The organism is Streptomyces sp. 2114.4 (assembly GCF_900187385.1).
Classification (GTDB): Bacteria; Actinomycetota; Actinomycetes; order Streptomycetales; family Streptomycetaceae; genus Streptomyces; species Streptomyces mooreae.
Genome location: NZ_FYEY01000001.1, coordinates 2,327,162 through 2,343,084 on the forward strand (window position 1 = coordinate 2,327,162; position 15,923 = coordinate 2,343,084).

Genomic DNA, 15,923 nt, shown 5'->3' on the forward strand with positions numbered 1-15,923 from the left:
TGCCTCCGGGCCACGGCTGGGACTGCGGAGAGAGACGAAGCAGCTGAGGCTCCGAGGGTGGCTGAGGCTCCGGAGCAGGCCGGCGGGCGGTCCCCAGCCCGGATGCCACGTATGCGCTCATCACCGCGGCCACCCGCCCGTCACCCCGGGTGCAATGGCGTGATGTCGCACGTGGGCGGATCCTGGAGGGAAGTACGGCCCAGGCGGCACACCTGCGCGAAGGAGGCCGGAGATGGCTACTGGGGCTACTGGCCAGACCCTGCACGGGCCCTCGAACCCCTTTCACCGGACGAAGACGCCTCACACCCGGCTCGATGAGCATCTGCCCGTGGACCACCGTCTCAGCAAGGTCTACCGCATCGGCGCGGGGCTGATGGGCTTGGTGCTGATCGCCTTCGGCATCCTCGGGCTGACCCACCACATCGGCTTCTTCGACACCGGCGGCGACACCGTTGCCGGGCTGAACACCAACGGCTCCCTGAGCATCCTCTCCATCGTCGTCGGCGCGATCCTCGCCGCCGGGATGGTGATCGGCGGGAACTTCGCCTCGACCCTCAACATCGTGTTCGGCGTCCTCTTCCTCCTGAGCGGCTTTGTGAACCTGGCGCTGCTGGACACCGGCGCGAACTTCCTCGCCTTCCGGCTCCAGAACGTCCTCTTCAGCTTTGTGGTCGGACTGATGCTGCTGGTCTTCGGGATGTACGGACGGGTGAGCGGCGGCCTCTCGCACGACAATCCGTACTGGCGCGCCCGGCACCCGGAGGAAGCGGAACGGTTCGACCGCGGCCAGCTGCGTCCCGTCTCCGGCATGACCGCCGCACGGCAGGCGGCGCGGCTCAATGTCCAAGGCGCCTCGCATGCCGGGCGCGGTTCGTTCGGCGCCGGCACCAGCGGGAGCAGATCCCGCAGGGGCGTGGGTACGGGCACGGGAACGGGTACTGCCTCCTCCGGTCCCAGGGGTGTGGGTGCGGGCTCCGGCACCCACACGAGCTCCGGCGGCACCGGCACGGACGCCGGTACGGCCGGCAAGAGGCCCTGAGCCGGGGCGAGGAGAGACGTCAGGGCGTACCGAGGTGGGAATGGGGTGCTCGGTACGCCCTGACGGCTGATGACGGGAACCGGACGGCAGGGCAGGTGCGCTGTGCCGTCCGAGCGGCGGGCATGCCGGCAGGCCGGCAAGCACGCGGGGGGCAGCAGCGGTGTGCGGGGCGGGAGGGGGCAGGCCGGTACGGCGGCCCGGTGGCACCGCGTGGGTCGCCGGGGGCGGCAGGTCGGCGGACACGGGGAGAGCAGGGAGCACACGATGAGCCGTTCGGAGCACACCGCCTCCCCCGCCGGCGGGCACGGGGTGCAGCACGAGGCGGTCGAAGCGCTCGCCGGGCGGATCGTCGAGGGCACTTACGGTGAGGGCGACAGCCTCGTCCTGCCGGAGGTGATGGCGCAGCTGGACGTGACCCAGACCGTGCTGCGTGAGGCGGTCAAGGTGCTGACCATGAAGGGTCTCCTCGATGCCGACAAGGAGCGAGGCACGTTCGTCCGCTCCCGGGCGGACTGGAACCTGCTGGATCCGGACGTCCTGCGCTGGAAGCTCGCGGCCGGTGTCTCGTCCGATTTCTTCGCCGATGTGCTCGAACTGCGCCGTTCCATCGAGCCCGCGGCGGCCGCGCTCGCCGCGGAGCGCCGCACGGAGGAGGATCTGGCGGCACTGGACACCGCGCTCGGTGCGATGGCCACGACCGACACCGATCCGGCGCTGCGCATACGCGCCGATGCGTCGTTCCACACGGCGATGCTGATCGCCTCGAACAATCGCTTCTACGCGCAGATGCACCGGGTGATCGTGCCGGTGATCGTCCAGCGCGACCGGGCCGTGCTCGCCGCGGACGGCGCGTTCGAAAATCCTCATGCTGCCCATGCCGCGGTGGTCGAGGCCGTACGGAGCCGGGACGTCGACGGGGCCTATATGGCGATGCTCGAACTGCTCGATCTGTCGGCGCGGGAGCATCCGTAGGGGCTGATGCGGGAGCATCCGTAGGGCTGGGGCGGGAGCATCCGCAGGGCTGGGGCGGAAGCATCCGCAGGGGCTGGGCGGGAAGTCGTCGGTCCGGTGGAGCGGACTCCGCTCGTGGGCGGGGGGCCGCCCCGCACCCCGACAGGACGGAGCCGGACCATGAAGATCAGCCGCATCGAGACGTTCCTGGCGCCACCGCGCTGGCTGTTCGTCCGGGTGGAGACCGATGAGGGCGTCGTCGGCTGGGGTGAGCCGGTGGTCGAAGGGCGGGCCGAGCCGGTACGGGCGGCGGTGGAGGTGCTGTCCGAGTACCTTCTGGGCCAGGATCCGGCGCGCATCGAGGACCACTGGCAGGTCATGACCAAAGGCGGCTTCTACCGCGGCGGGCCCGTCCTGTCGTCCGCCGTCGCCGGCCTGGACCAGGCGTTGTGGGACATCAAGGGGAAGCGGCACGGTGTCCCCGTCCACCAGCTGCTGGGCGGGCCGGTCCGCGAGAAGATCCGCGCCTACGCCTGGGTGAGCGGCGACGAGCCGCACGCCGTCCGCGACGCGGTCACCGCCCAGATCGAGGCGGGCTTCACCGCCGTCAAGATGAACGGCTGCGGCCGGATGACGCCGGTGGCCACCCGCGCCGAGGTACGGGCATGCCTGCTGCGCGCCGAGACCGCCCGCGAAGTCCTCGGCGACGCACGGGACTTCGGCCTCGACTTCCACGGCCGGGTCTCGCCCGCCAACGCCCGCAGGCTCCTCCCCCTGCTGGCCGACTACGCGCCGATGTTCGTCGAGGAGCCCGTCCTCTCCGACTACCCGCAAGTCCTCCCTGACCTCGTCAACGCCTCCAACATCCCCCTCGCACTCGGTGAACGTCTCTTCACCCGGCGAGAGTTCCTGGCTCCCCTCCAAGCCGGCATCGCGATCCTCCAGCCCGATATCTCGCATGCGGGCGGCATCTCCGAGCTGCGCCGGATCGCCGCGCTCGCGGAGGTGTACGGGGCGCAGCTCGCCCCGCACTGCCCGCTCGGTCCGGTCGCGCTCGCCGCCAGCCTCCAAGTCGCCTTCACCACCCCGAACTTCCTCATCCAGGAGCAGTCCCTCGGGATCCACTACCACCGGGGCGCCGAGCTGCTGGACTACGTGGCGGATCCGGAGCCGTTCCGCTTCCACGGGGGGTCACTGCTGCGGACCGAGCGTCCCGGGCTCGGTGTGGAGGTGGACGAGGCCGCGGTGCGGGCGGCGGATGAGCGGGGTCACGCCTGGCGGAACCCCGTGTGGCGCCAGGACGACGGGTCGTTCGCCGAATGGTGAGGGGAGGTCCCCCCGGCAGCCCCGGCGCATCCGGCACGCACGGCAGCCACGGACGGCACGGCAGGCACCGCACATCCGCCACCCGGTACATCCGGCACGCCCGATACACCTGTCGGCGCGGCCCGGAATAATCGAGGGTGTCACTCGCGCGCCCGAACGACCCAGCAGCGCAGTCATCCACGCGGCGGGGTGCAGGAGAAAGCAGGAAACGCCATGGACCTCAGCACAGCGCTCCGGACCGAGCGGCTGCTCGCCATCATCCGGGGCAGAGATGCGGAGGCGTCCTTCCGTACCGTCATGGCGCTTGTGGAGGCGGGTCTTCCGCTGATCGAGATCTCGCTGAGCGGGAAGGACGCCCTCACCGTGATCCGACGGGCACGCGCCGAGCTGGGCGACGCCGCCTGGCTCGGCGCCGGCACCGTCCTGACCGCACCGGACGCCCGCCGCGCCGCCGAGGCCGGGGCGAATCTCATCGTCACCCCCGGCCTCGGGGCCGGCCTGGAGGAGTCCGTACGCCAGGGGCTGCCGACGCTCGCCGGGGTGATGACGCCGTCCGAGGTGATCGCGGCGGACGCGCTGGGCGTCTCGGCCCTGAAGCTGTTCCCGGCGTCGGCCGGCGGACCGGCGTATCTGCAGGCGCTGCGTGCGCCCTTCCCCGAGTTGCCGTTCGTGCCGGTCGGAGGCGTGGACGCGGCCACCGCGCAGGAGTACTTCGCCGCCGGGGCGGTGGCGGTGGGTGTCGGCTCGCCGCTGGTCGGGGACGCGGCGGACGGCGGTGACCTGGACGGGCTGCGCAAGCGCGCGGCGGAGTTCAGGGCGGTGTGCGCACGATGACGGGGCAGTCGGCCGCCGGGGGCGGCGAAACTCAGCGGGACGGGGACGATCACGGGGACGGGCAGGAGGGCGGGGACGGGGACCCGCAGCGCTGCGGCGGCGCCGATGCCCGCCCCGGGACCACGGCCCCGGGCCGTCCACGGGCTCCCCGGCAACCGGGCCGTCCGGACGTCTTCACCTTCGGCGAGACCATGGTCGCGCTGCGCGGCAGCGGCCCGCTGAAGCTCGGCGGCACGATGCAGGTCTCCATCGCCGGAGCGGAGAGCAATGTCGCGATCGGGCTGGCCCGGCTCGGGCACGAGGTCCACTGGGCGGGTGCGGTCGGTGAGGACGAGGCCGGGGAGCTGGTGCTGCGTACGCTGCGCGCCGAGGGCGTCGAGGTGTCCGGTGCCTCGGCCGACCCGGGTGCCCCGACCGGGCTGCTCCTCTTCGAGCCGCGGCTGCCCGACGTCACCCGGGTGCACTACTACCGTGCGGGATCGGCCGGCTCGCGGCTCACGGCAGACGGGATCGAGCGCGCCTTCCGCGCCGCCCCGCCCCGCATCCTGCACCTGACGGGCATCACCCCGGCCCTGAGCTCCACGGCTCGCTCGGCAGCTCTGCACTCCCTCCGACTGGCCCGCGAGTACGGCTCTTCGGTCTGCCTCGACGTCAACTTCCGCGCCCGGCTGTGGACGGCCGAGGAGGCCGCCGCGGTCCTGGGTGAGTGGCTCCCCTCCGTGGATCTCCTCATCGCCTCCGATGACGAGCTTTTGCTGTGCCTGCCGCCCCGGGACGCGGGCGGTGGCTCCGCCGCCGGCATCGCCTCGCAGGCCGGGCGGCTGCGGGAGCTGGGCGTCGGCGAGATCGTGGTCACACTCGGCGCGGAGGGGGCAATGGCCTTCACCCACGACGGCTCCCTGCACCGGTCCGCCAAGGCCGTACGGGCCGTCGATTCCGTGGGGGCCGGCGACGCCTTCGTGGCGGGCTACCTGTCGGCGCTGCTGGACGGTGACGGGCCGGCCGCTTGCCTGGAGCGGGCCGTCACCACGGGAGCGTTCGCGGTCGCGTCCCCGGGCGACTGGGAGGGCGCGCCGACCCGTGCGGAGCTGGGCATGCTGGGCGCGCCGCCCGGCACCGTCGTCCGCTGAGCGGCGGCGCGGCTAACCTGTGCCCATGCCTCGTTACGAATACCGGTGCCGCCCCTGCGGCTCCACCTTCGAGCTGAACCGGCCGATGGCCGAGTCCTCCGCCCCGGCCGTGTGTCCCGAGGGCCACGCGGACACCGTGAAGCTCCTCTCCACGGTCGCCGTCGGCGGCTCCGCGACCGCTGCCGCCCCGCGAGGCGGGGGCGGCGGCTGCTGCGGGGGCGGCTGCTGCGGCGGCTCATACTGACGGCAACTGCGGGGGGGCGGGGCCCCGGCGGCTACCTCTTGCGTGCCAGGGTCACGCCGTCCGCCACCGTGAGGATGACCGCCTCCATACGGGAGTCCTCCACGACGTGGTCGTTGAAGGCCCTGATCGCCAGGGCCGACCCGGTCGCCGCCGGGTCGGCGACCTCCCCGTGGTACAGGACGTTGTCCGCCACGATCAGGCCGCCCGGCCGCAGCCGGGGCACCAGCTCCTCCCAGTACGCGATGTAGCCGCCCTTGTCCGCGTCGAGGTAGGCGAGGTCGATATGCGGTTCGGCCGGCATCGCCCGCAGCGTTTCCAGCGCGGGCGCGATCCGCAGCTCGACGCGGTCCCCGACACCGGCCTTCTCCCATGCCTCCCGGCCGTACGCCGTCCACTCCTCGGAGACGTCGCAGGCGATCAGCGTGCCGTCCGCGGGCAGCGCCTGGGCCATGGACAGCGCCGAAAACCCGGTGAACGTGCCCACCTCGACGACATGCCGAGCCCCGGTCAGCCGCACCAGGAACGCCAGCAGGGGCCCCTGTTCCTCCGCTGACTGCATCCCCGCCGCCTCGGGGAACTGCTGCCGGGTGAGCTCCACGATGTCCCGCTGCGCGGCGTTCAACGGTGGGTTGTGGGCGAGGACGTAGTCATACATCTCCGCCGTGATCGGCGTGCTCTTGGACTCGGTCACTGGCTCTCCCCTGGGTCAAGGATCGCGGTCTCGGGCGATCACCGGACGATGCAGCCAACCGCCTCGGCGAGACTAACCGAGCCGCCCCCTTCACCGTCCGCTTTCCGGTCGCTCCCTCCTCTCGTGCCTCCTCTTCTCCCCGGCCTCACCCGCGAAGGAAGGCCCGCACGATTTCCTCGCCCGCGGCGACGCCTCGTTCGTCGAGCGCGGTGACATGAGGGGCGTGCCAGCCGGAGTCCGCCAGTTCGCCGTGTCCGGGCCGCCATGCGCGGTCCGCGGCCAGCAGCAGGTCGGCGTCGAGGAGGGAGTCGCCGGCCGCGAGGATCTGGGACGCCCCGGTGCGGCGGGCCACTTCCGCCACGGCTGCGCTCTTGGTCAGCGGCCGCGGCACGGCGTAGATCTTGCGGCCCTGCAGGGACACGGTCCAGCCGCGTTCGTCCGCCCAGCCGGTCAGGTCCTTCACCCAGGTGTCGGGCAGCAGCCGCCGCTCCACGACGAGATAGGCGAAAAGGTCCTCGGCAACGCGTTCCTTGAGCAGCCAGGCCGGGTCGGCGGTGCGGACCAGGTGCGCACGGATCTCGTCCAGGGGTGCGCACTGCGCGGAGAGGCGTCCGGCGACGGTGCGCTGCCAGTCCGGGTCGGACTCGCCCCGTACGAGCAGATGGCCGCCGTTGGCGCAGACGGCGAACTCGGGGACGGGCCCGGGGAGGTGGATACGGCCGTACTGCTCGGGGGTGCGGGTGGTGGCCGGGACGAAGGTGGTGGTGCCGGCCAGTTCGGCGAGCAGGGCGGCGGCCGTCTCCGTCATATAGGACAGCGGTTTGCGCTCATAGGTCTCGACGCACAGGAGCCGCGGAGCCTCGGCGTCCGGCATGGCCAGCCCCAGGGCGGCGGCCGAATAGATCAGGGTGCGGTCGAGGTCGCTGGCGACCAAAAGAGGGGCAGCGCGCAGCGCTTCCAGGGAAGGGTGGTGGGCGAGGGGCCGGCCGCTCATCAGGAGGCCACCGCCTTGCCGTCGGCGCCCGTGGCCCCACGGGTGAAGCGGGGGTGGATCAACCCCACACAGGTATAGGGAAGTTCGCCCACCTCTTCGACGGGCACGCCCCGTTGTTCCGCCAGGAGGCGCACATGATCGAGATCGGCCCCGGCTCCCTGCCGGGCCAGGATCTTCCAGGGGACCCGGCGGAGCAGGACACGTGTGGTCTCGCCGACACCGGGCTTCACGAGATTGATGTCGTGGATGCCGTACTCCTCGCTGATCCGCTCGACGGCCGCCCAGCCCTCCCAGGTGGGCCTCCGGTCGGCGGCGGCCAGCTCCTTCACCTCCGCCGCGACCTCCGCGGCCACGTCGTCGAAGCGGGCGGTGACCGCGTCCAGGAACGCGTGCGAGACATCCGCCGCCGCCAGGTCGCGGTAGAACTTCGCGCCGTGGAAGTCGTCCGGCCCCACGAGGTCGTCGCGCAGGACGGTACGGGATATGAGGCCGGAGACGGTGGAGTTGAGGCAGGCGGACGGGATGAGGAAGTCGTCCCTGGTGCCATAGGTCTCGACGCAGCCGCCGGGGTCGGCGAGCACGGCGATCCGCGGGTCGAAGCCCGGGAAGTCCGCCAGGGCCTGGGCGAGTTCGCGGGTGATGGCGCCCTTGCCGGTCCAGCCGTCCACGAAGACGACATCCGCCGGATCGTGACGGTCGGCCAGCCAGCGCAGCGCGGTGGTGTCGATGCCCCGGCCGCGGACGATCGAGAGGGTGTAGTGCGGCAGCTCCACGCCGTGGGTGTGCAGCGCCCAGCGGCGCATCAGCACCCCGACGGGGGTGCCGGCCCGTGCCAGCGACACCAGCACGGGGCGTGGGCCGCGTTCGGCGAGCACGGTCCCGGTGACGGTCCCGACCGCCCGGGCGATCCGGCTCGCGGAGGTCCGCAGGGCGCTGTGGAACAGCTCCTGGTACCGCTCGCTCGGCTGGTATTCGACCGGCAGCGACTCGGCGTAGTGGGCTCCGCCGCGCTGAATCGCCTCCTCGCGTTCCTCGGTCGGCGCTTCCAGGGTGACGTCGGAGAGGTCCTGCAGCAGCCAGCCGACCTCGTCAGCGGTGTAGGAGGAGAAGGCGGGGCCGCGCAGCGGTTCGGGGAGGGGCAGGGAACGGGCCTGCGGTACGGGATGAGGGTGGGGCCGTTGCTGCGGCTGCGGGGCGTACGAGGGGATGACGGCGAGCAGCAGCCGGTCGGTGTGCTCGGCGAGCCGGTGCAGCAGGCCGTCGGTGGCGTGCAGTTCCGGGCAGTCCCCGTGCGAGTCCACGACGGCCACGATGGCGTCGAAGCCGCGTTCCGGGTCGGCTCCGGCCGCCACGTTGTAGGCGTACCGCTCCCCCGGCCCGTCGGCCGGGCTGTCGTGAGCGGGGAAGGACAGCCGGGTCCGTATCGCGTATCCGGGGTCGTCGACGGCGAGCACCGGCGACCGGGTGGTGGTGGAGAAGAAGACCTGCGGCGCCGGCTCGGCGCCGCGCGCCTCCTCGGCCAGGAGGGTGTCCAGGGCCTCGGCCATCCGTAGCGGCGCGTACATCAACTCCTCGTTGCCGAGGACGAGGATGCGGCGGGCGCCGTCCAGTTGCCGGGCGATCCGGGCCGCCATGTGGGGCAGAGCGGCCTCCAGCCGGGCGCGGTGCGCCGGTGTGAAGCCGTGCCGGCCGCCGTCGGGCAGCCCGGCGGGCCAGTCGAGACCGACCCGTACGACGTCCGCGCCGGGCGCCGCCGGGAGGTCTGCGGCCGCCCGCGTCGCAAGGCCCTCCTGCGCGGCGACGATCTCCTGTCCGCGGGTCAGGACGTCCGCAGGCAGGTGTACGCCGCCCGCGGCCAGTGTGACGAGGTCGACGCGGGCGCCCAGTTCCGCCGCGAACTTCTCCAGGTGGTCGCGGTCCTCGTCGGAGCGCATGTCCACCAGGGCGACGACCACGTACCGCTCGCGCGGGAAGTGCGCATGCAGCGCGGTGATCGTGTTCAGGACGGTCCGGCCGGTGGAGAACTCGTCGTCGACGAGCACCAGCGGCCCGTCCCCGGCGAGGAGTGCACGGTCCTCCGGGAGCAGCAGATGTGAGGTGGCGTGGCTGTGCTCCTCCTCGAACCCGCCCACCTGCGCCACGCCCGCGACCGGCCGGCGGGTGGAGTGCAGATACGGCGCGAGGGCCAGGCCGTCGGCCACCGAATGCCCCAGGCCGGTGGCGGTTTCGGCGTAGCCGAGGACGACGGAGCGGGCAGCGGCCTCGTCGCCCAGCAGCTTCCGCACCCGGCGCCCCAGCCCGACGCCTGCGCCGTGGACCACATCCGGCCGCTGGGGCACGTGCTTGCCGAGCACGTTCGACACGAGCAAATGGGCCCGCTTGGGGTTACGCCGCAGCGCCAGCCCCAGCAGTTCCGGCAGCTCGTCCCCGCCGCTCAGCGAGACCCCGAGCCGGCCGGCGACCCATTCTCCCGTCCAGACCACGTGTTCCGTCTCCTCGGTCGTACCGTTCATCTGTTTTCCCGCAGGTCAGTCCTGCTCATGTCTGTTCAGTTCTGTTCATGTTGCCCACGCCCGCTCGCTCACGTCTGCGGCAGGCTCGCCGTCAGCAGCTCCACGAACCCGATGCCTTCCCGGGCCACCCCGAACGCCTCGGCGCGCAGCAGGGTCCGCTCGGCCCAGGCGCGATGCGGCTTCACCTCGTTCATCTTGTTCGTATACGAGGAGCGCAGCACCCCGCCGTCGCCCTGCTCGGGCCGCAGGATGTCGACCGCGTCGCTGAACTCCTCGTGGCTGACGACCGAAAGGGCGTGGACCGGCGCGACATGCGAGGGGTGGATGCAGGTCTTGCCCTGCAGACCGTTCGCGCGGTCGAGTTCGATCTCCCGCAGCAGGCCGTCCATGTCGTGCTCGATCAGGGCCGTGCGCAACTCCTCGGCGCGTCCGAGGAACGGGCTGCGGCGCAGCTGCGGCTTGAACATCCGCTCCTGCAGCCGGAAGTACTCCCACACCGGGCCGGTGACCGTGAACCCCGTGCCGTCCGCCCGCCCCAGCACATTCACCACGTCGGCGATCACGGAGGCGACGATCTGGACGTCGTAGGCCGTCATGTCGGGGGCTCTGCGCAGGCCATAGGCGGAGCAGAAGTCCGTGACGCCGAGCCGCAGGGCAAGCACCCGGTCCCGGTATTTGTCCACGGTCCGGGCGATGCCCGCAAGGGTGTCGGCGCGGCTCTCCAGGTGCAGCAGCTCCGGCGATTCCAGTACCGGCATCACGAACAGCCGCCGGGCGCAGTCGCCCTCGGCCTCGTTCAGCGCCTCGAGGAACGGGATGCCACGCTCCTCGGTGAACTTCGGAAGTACGAATCCGGACAGCCTGTGCACGGCAGTGCCCATCCGGCGGACCAGATCCGGTATTTGGCCGGGGGTGCGGACGCGGATGAACAGCAGGGGAAGACCGGCGCCCGCGGTGGCCGCCTCGTCGAGAACGCCGAGCTGCCGCACCAGGTTCTCCTCGCCGGCCTCGACATCCCCGTCACCTATGGAGTCCTCGAGGCACAGGACCATGGAGGTCACGCCACGCGCGGCCTGCTTGAGGACATCGGCGGCGAGTCGCGGGCGGGTGGCGGGGCTGTAGAGCGTCGCCCCCAGGGCGACCGCGAGCGTGCGGGCCGGAGAGCCGGCGGTGAACTCCACCGGCTCCTGGTGGAACAGTGCCTTCCGACTGTCGGGCGGAAGGTGCCCAAAATGGCGCATATAACTCCCCGTCTCCCTGCGGGATCCGGCACCCCCGCTGCGTCTCGCTGTCTGGATCCAGCCGGTAATCGTACGTGTGTGGGGGCACGGTTAGTTCCCGCGTGCAGGAAAATCACCTAACCCCCACGAGGCGCCCGGGTGTCCGCTGCCGCGCCCCGGGAACGGATCGCGGCCCCCCGCGTTGTCGCTGCGACCTCCGGGAAGGCAGGATTGCGGCATGACGCACGCGATGCTGAAAGGGTCGAACGTACCCCTCGATGCCACGGCGGTCCGGGCCGTCCTGCGCTGGACCCCCGGCGCCGGTGTCCCCGATGTCGATGCCTCGGCCCTGCTGGTGGGACCCGAGGGGCGTGTGAACTCCGACGAGGACTTCGTCTTCTACAACCAACCGCGGCACCCCAGTGGGCTGGTGCGGCACCTGCCCAAGACCCGGCTCGCGGAGAGCCTGACCGACACCATCGAGGCGGATCTGTCGGCGCTGGACGCGTCGGTGGACCGGGTCGTGCTGGCCGCCTCGTCGGACGGTGGCGCGTTCGCGGGCGTCACGGACCTGCGGGTCGTGCTGTACGACGCGGCGCAGAGCGACGGCGAGCCGATCGCGGTCTTCGATGTGGTTCCCGAAACGGGCGAGGAAACGGCCCTGATCTGCGGGGAGTTGTACCGGCGCGCCGACAGCTGGAAATTCCGCGCCCTGGGGCAGGGGTACGAGAGCGGACTGGTCGGCCTGGCGACGGAGTTCGGGATCTCGGTGGAGGAGAACGAAGCCGCCGCCGACGCTCCGCCGGCCTCACAAGCCCCGGTGTCGGCGCCCCCCGGCCCGGAGCCGGCGGCGGCCACCGCCCCGGCCCCCGGGAGCGAGCCCGGCCCGTCCGGCGACCCGACCGTCCCCGCCCAGCCCGGCCCCGGCCCGGCGGTGACCGGCCCCGCCGCCTCCGCCGCGACCCCGCCGCCCAGCACCTGGCCCGAGGAGGCCTTTGGCCCCCCGTCCGCGGCGGCCCCCCAGGCCTCTTCGGCATCGGACCCGGAGGCGGTCACCCAGCATGTGCCGGACGCCATGCCGGAGCCCCTTTCGTCCGCACCGCTGCCCCCACCACCCACCGTGGCGCCCCAGCCGCCGGGGACTCCGCCCACGGGCGGCGGCTACGGCTATCCGCAGAACGTTCCGCCACCGCCGGCGCAACCCCCGGCCCAGCCCGCCTACGGCTACCCGGGACCGCCGCCCCAGCACCAGCCGCAGCAGCCGCCGTCCCCGTACGGCGCTCCGCACCCGACGCAGCATCCGCCGGCGTCGACGTACGGCTACCCGGTGCAGCAGCCCTTCGTGCCGGACCCGTCCTTCGTCCTGCCGCCCCAGGGCCCGCAGTTCCAGCGCCGGTAGGGAGACCGGGCGGATGCCCCCGGCGGCGGGGGCACGGCACGGACGTATAGCCGTGGGGGCGCGGACGGACGCGAGCCCGCGGGGGCGCGGCACGGACCGGCGGCCGCGGGGGCCGGAGCCGGAACCAGCGGCGCGCCGCACCGGCGGCGGGGCCGCGGCGCGCCCGGCTCAGGCGTTCGTCTTGTAGCCCCGCCCCCACTGCAGCCCCCAGCCGTACAGCCGGTCGAGCTCCGCCTGGAAGCCGTAGACGTACTTCACCTCGCGGCGCACCGTCAGCTCGCCCTTGACGTTCTCCAGCATGAAGACGGCGCAGGAGCGCGCCTGTGGCGCCCGCTCGTCCAGCTTGACCTCCAGCCGCGGTCCGCTGCTCGGATAGAGCGTCACGACCGCATGCGTACGGTCGAAGGCCGGTGTGCCGTCGTAGATGTAGACGAAGATCAGCATGCGCTTGATCTCGTCGCGGTGGTCCAGGTTGATGTACAGCGTCTCGCCGGATCCCGAACCGAAGCGGTCATCACCGCTGAGCTTGACGAAGGGCGCCCCGTTGAGATCGCCCAGGAAGTTTCCCAGCGGCTGCACCACGCCCCTGGTGCCGTCCGTGAGCTCGTACAGACAGGCCAGATCCAGGTCGACATTGACCACGGCCGGCCCCTGCGCCTGCACTATCTCGGGCTTGAACAGTTTGCCCGGATGCCGCAGCAGGCCGCCCCTGCCCTGCCCGCTCCGCTCGTGCAGGTCCGAGGTCCGCATCTGCCAGTGCAGATTGACCCGCAGATGTCCGGTGGCCGCCCCCTGCTTGGTCAGGGAGACGGCCGGATTGCGTTTCGTCAGCTCGACGACGTACGACGCTCCGCCGCTGTCGAAGTCGAACTTCGCGGCGCCACCGCGCCACAGATTCCCCAGGAACGACACTCTGCCCACCCCATAGCTCGGCCCCACATCGCTGCGGGGCGGCCCGAGGTCCGCACCTCGCAGCCGCCCCGCCAAGAGCGTTCCTCAATCAGCGTCGCGTCACACGCGGTGCGCGACTTCCGACGGTGCCTCGGAGGAATCTCCCGGCTTGCCCTCGCGCCGGTTCCGGACCATGGACGAGACGAAGGAGAGGCCGATCAGCGCGACGCCCACCAGGCCGGTGACGACCTCGGGGATCTCGTACTTGATCGTGGCGAGCAGGATGAGGGCCAGCGCGCCGATCGCGTAGTGGGCGCCGTGCTCCAGGTAGACGTAGTCGTCCAGGGTCCCCTTGCGGACCAGGAAGACGGTCAGCGAGCGGATGTACATCGCGCCGATGCCCAGGCCCAGCGCCATCATGAAGATGTCGTTGGTGATGGCGAAGGAGCTGATGACGCCGTCGAAGGAGAAGGACGCGTCGATGACCTCGAGGTAGAGGAACATGAAGAACGCGGCCTTGCCGGCCAGGCCCACGGCCGCGCCGGTGCCCTGCTTCGCGGGAGCCGCCGCGGCCTCCTCGCCCTCTTCGTCCTCGTCGTCCTCGAGCTTGTCCTCGAAGTAGCCGGAGATGCCGCCGACGACGAGATAGGTGATCATGCCCGCGACCCCGGACAGCAGGACCGTGGCGCTCTTGTCACCGGCACCGTGCGCGGCGTCGGTGGCCACCGTCATCGCGCTCACCAGCAGGACGACCAGCGCGATGATGACCGACAGCATGTCGAGCTTGCCCATCTTGGCCATGGGCTTCTCGATCCAGGAAAGCCACTTGTAGTCGCGCTCCTCGAATATGAAGTCGAGGAAGATCATCAGCAGGAAGATTCCGCCGAAGGCCGCGATGGCCGGGTGCGCGCTGGTGACCAGTTCCTGGTATTGCGCCTTGTCATTGATGGCGAGGCTGACCGCCTCGATCGGTCCCAGCTTCGCGGTGATCGCGACAATGACGACCGGGAACACCAGCCGCATGCCGAACACCGCGATGAGGATGCCGACGGTGAGGAAGATCTTCTGCCAGAAGGCGTTCATCTTGCGCAGGATGCCTGCGTTGATCACGGCATTGTCGAACGAGAGCGAGATCTCCAGGACGGACAGGATCCCGACGATCGCGAGCCCCTGCCACCCCCAGAGCACGCCCGCCAAGGCGAGGCCTATCACCGTGATGGCGAACGACCAGCCAAAGGTTTTCAGGAGCACTGCCTACCCAATCCCTCGCTGTATGGGGTCCCCCGCGCGCAGCGCGCGGCGCTTTACGAAACGTTGACCCCGAAGTCTAGAGCGATGCCCCGCAGACCCGACGCGTACCCCTGTCCCACCGCCCGGAACTTCCATTCGTCGTTGTGGCGGTACACCTCGCCGAAGATCATTGCGGTTTCGGCGGAGGCGTCCTCGCTGAGGTCGTAACGGGCGAGTTCGCTGCCGTCGGCCTGATTGACGATCCGGATAAAGGCGTTGCTGACCTGGCCGAAGCTCTGGCCGCGCGCCTCGGCCTCATGGATCGAGACCGGAAAAACGATCTTGTCGACCTGTTCGGGCACCTGCGAGAGATCGACGAGGACCGACTCGTCGTCGCCCTCTCCCTCGCCGGTGAGATTGTCCCCGGTGTGCTCGACGGAGCCCTCGGGGCTCTTGAGGTTGTTGTAGAAGACGAAGTACTCGTCCCCCAGCACCCGGCCCGACCGGCACAGCAGCGCGCTGGCGTCGAGGTCGAAGGGTGCCCCGGTCGTGGACCGTGCGTCCCAGCCGAGGCCGACCATGATCTGCGTGAGATCCGGAGCGGCCTTGGAAAGGGAGACATTTCCCCCCTTGGCGAGCGTGACGCTCATCGTGCGCTTCCTCCCCTGTGTCCGTGCGGGCCGTGTCCGGCGCGGCCCGCGTCCCTTGCACGTCCGGCGCCGCACTCCCCGGGCGGGGCGTACGGCGCCGGTCGCGGTCACTCCTGACCCGGCAGCCCCTGTGGTGGTGCTGCCCGGTCCGGACGTCGACGGTCCGATGACAGATCCCGTCGGATCCCCACGGGTCCCGTCGGCTCCGGTCGGTCAGACGTTGACGCCGAAATCCTGCGCGATGCCGCGCAGCCCCGAGGCGTAGCCCTGGCCGATGGCCCGGAACTTCCACTCGGCGCCGTTGCGGTACAGCTCGCCGAAGACCATGGCGGTCTCGGTCGAGGCGTCCTCGCTCAGGTCGTAGCGCGCCAGCTCGTTGTTGTCGGCCTGGTTGACCACGCGGATGAAGGCGTTGCGCACCTGGCCGAAGCTCTGCTGGCGGGTCTCGGCGTCGTAGATCGACACCGGGAAGACGATCTTGGAGACATCGGCCGGCACCGCGGCCAGGTTCACCTTGATCTGCTCGTCGTCGCCCTCGCCCTCACCGGTGATGTTGTCACCGGTGTGCTCGACCGAACCGTCCGGGCTCTTCAGGTTGTTGAAGAACACGAAGTTCTGGTCGTTGGCCACCTTGCCCTGGTCGTTCGTCAGCAGGGCACTGGCGTCCAGGTCGAAGTCCGTACCGGTAGTCGTACGCGCGTCCCAGCCCAGACCGACGACGACGGCGGTCAGATTGGGGGCTTCCTTCGTCAGCGAGACGTTGCCGCCCTTGCTGAGGCTGACTCCCACGAGTCCTCCCATAGATTCGAGG

The 15,923-nt window shown here is 71.2% G+C and carries 15 protein-coding genes; 7 read left to right on the forward strand and 8 right to left on the reverse strand.

The window, feature by feature from the left end; translation table 11 throughout:
- Positions 1-232 precede the first annotated feature (232 nt).
- The 6 genes from CFW40_RS37965 to CFW40_RS10140 all read left to right on the forward strand — a co-directional run bounded on the left by CFW40_RS37965 (position 233) and on the right by CFW40_RS10140 (position 5,524).
- Positions 233-1,039, forward strand: coding sequence for a DUF4383 domain-containing protein (locus tag CFW40_RS37965; protein ID WP_256331527.1), 807 nt, complete (start codon positions 233-235; stop codon positions 1,037-1,039).
- Between the two features lie 264 nt (positions 1,040-1,303).
- Positions 1,304-2,011 carry a FadR/GntR family transcriptional regulator gene (locus tag CFW40_RS10120; protein ID WP_088797478.1) on the forward strand — a complete coding sequence of 236 codons (708 nt, stop codon included), beginning with the start codon at positions 1,304-1,306 and terminating at the stop codon, positions 2,009-2,011.
- A gap of 159 nt (positions 2,012-2,170) precedes the next feature.
- The gene (gene dgoD / locus CFW40_RS10125; protein WP_088797479.1) at positions 2,171-3,316 is read left to right on the forward strand and encodes a galactonate dehydratase; all 1,146 of its coding nucleotides are present in this window, start codon (positions 2,171-2,173) and stop codon (positions 3,314-3,316) included.
- Between the two features lie 213 nt (positions 3,317-3,529).
- Positions 3,530-4,150: a bifunctional 4-hydroxy-2-oxoglutarate aldolase/2-dehydro-3-deoxy-phosphogluconate aldolase gene (locus CFW40_RS10130; protein ID WP_088797480.1), complete on the forward strand. Its 621-nt coding sequence runs from the start codon at positions 3,530-3,532 to the stop codon at positions 4,148-4,150.
- A complete protein-coding gene (locus tag CFW40_RS10135) occupies positions 4,147-5,280 on the forward strand; it encodes a sugar kinase (protein WP_088802011.1) in 1,134 nt (377 codons plus the stop codon). The genes CFW40_RS10130 and CFW40_RS10135 overlap by 4 nt, the downstream gene beginning before the upstream one ends.
- A 25-nt stretch (positions 5,281-5,305) precedes the next feature.
- Positions 5,306-5,524, forward strand: coding sequence for a zinc ribbon domain-containing protein (locus CFW40_RS10140; RefSeq protein WP_088797481.1), 219 nt, complete (start codon positions 5,306-5,308; stop codon positions 5,522-5,524).
- A 31-nt stretch (positions 5,525-5,555) separates the two neighbouring features.
- Here CFW40_RS10140 and CFW40_RS10145 read toward each other — a convergent pair whose 3' ends face one another.
- The 4 genes from CFW40_RS10145 to CFW40_RS10160 all read right to left on the reverse strand — a co-directional run bounded on the left by CFW40_RS10145 (position 5,556) and on the right by CFW40_RS10160 (position 10,963).
- Positions 5,556-6,179, reverse strand: coding sequence for an O-methyltransferase (locus CFW40_RS10145; RefSeq protein WP_371127202.1), 624 nt, complete (start codon positions 6,177-6,179; stop codon positions 5,556-5,558).
- Positions 6,180-6,360: 181 nt separating this feature from the next.
- Positions 6,361-7,209 (reverse strand): HAD family hydrolase, encoded by an 849-nt coding sequence (locus tag CFW40_RS10150; protein ID WP_088797483.1) that lies wholly within the window; start codon positions 7,207-7,209, stop codon positions 6,361-6,363.
- Positions 7,209-9,722 (reverse strand): phosphoribosyltransferase, encoded by a 2,514-nt coding sequence (locus CFW40_RS10155; protein WP_088797484.1) that lies wholly within the window; start codon positions 9,720-9,722, stop codon positions 7,209-7,211. The genes CFW40_RS10150 and CFW40_RS10155 overlap by 1 nt, the downstream gene beginning before the upstream one ends.
- 68 nt (positions 9,723-9,790) lie before the next feature.
- The gene (locus CFW40_RS10160; protein WP_088797485.1) at positions 9,791-10,963 is read right to left on the reverse strand and encodes an HpcH/HpaI aldolase/citrate lyase family protein; all 1,173 of its coding nucleotides are present in this window, start codon (positions 10,961-10,963) and stop codon (positions 9,791-9,793) included.
- A 217-nt stretch (positions 10,964-11,180) separates the two neighbouring features.
- Here CFW40_RS10160 and CFW40_RS10165 point away from each other — a divergent pair, with 217 nt between their 5' ends.
- Entirely contained in the window at positions 11,181-12,341 is a 1,161-nt protein-coding gene (locus CFW40_RS10165) for a TerD family protein (RefSeq protein ID WP_088797486.1), read from the forward strand.
- 168 nt (positions 12,342-12,509) lie between these two features.
- Here the strand turns inward: CFW40_RS10165 and CFW40_RS10170 are convergent, their stop codons facing one another.
- From CFW40_RS10170 to CFW40_RS10185, 4 genes are all read right to left on the reverse strand, one after another.
- Complete coding sequence (locus CFW40_RS10170; RefSeq protein WP_088797487.1) at positions 12,510-13,253, reverse strand: Tellurium resistance; 744 nt, start codon at positions 13,251-13,253, stop codon at positions 12,510-12,512.
- A gap of 99 nt (positions 13,254-13,352) precedes the next feature.
- Positions 13,353-14,483, reverse strand: a complete 1,131-nt coding sequence (locus tag CFW40_RS10175) for a DUF475 domain-containing protein (protein ID WP_088797488.1) — start codon at positions 14,481-14,483, stop codon at positions 13,353-13,355.
- Positions 14,484-14,536: 53 nt separating this feature from the next.
- Entirely contained in the window at positions 14,537-15,112 is a 576-nt protein-coding gene (locus CFW40_RS10180; protein ID WP_088797489.1) for a TerD family protein, read from the reverse strand.
- 213 nt (positions 15,113-15,325) lie between these two features.
- Positions 15,326-15,901, reverse strand: a complete 576-nt coding sequence (locus CFW40_RS10185; protein WP_086721103.1) for a TerD family protein — start codon at positions 15,899-15,901, stop codon at positions 15,326-15,328.
- Between the last annotated feature and the right edge of the window lie 22 nt (positions 15,902-15,923).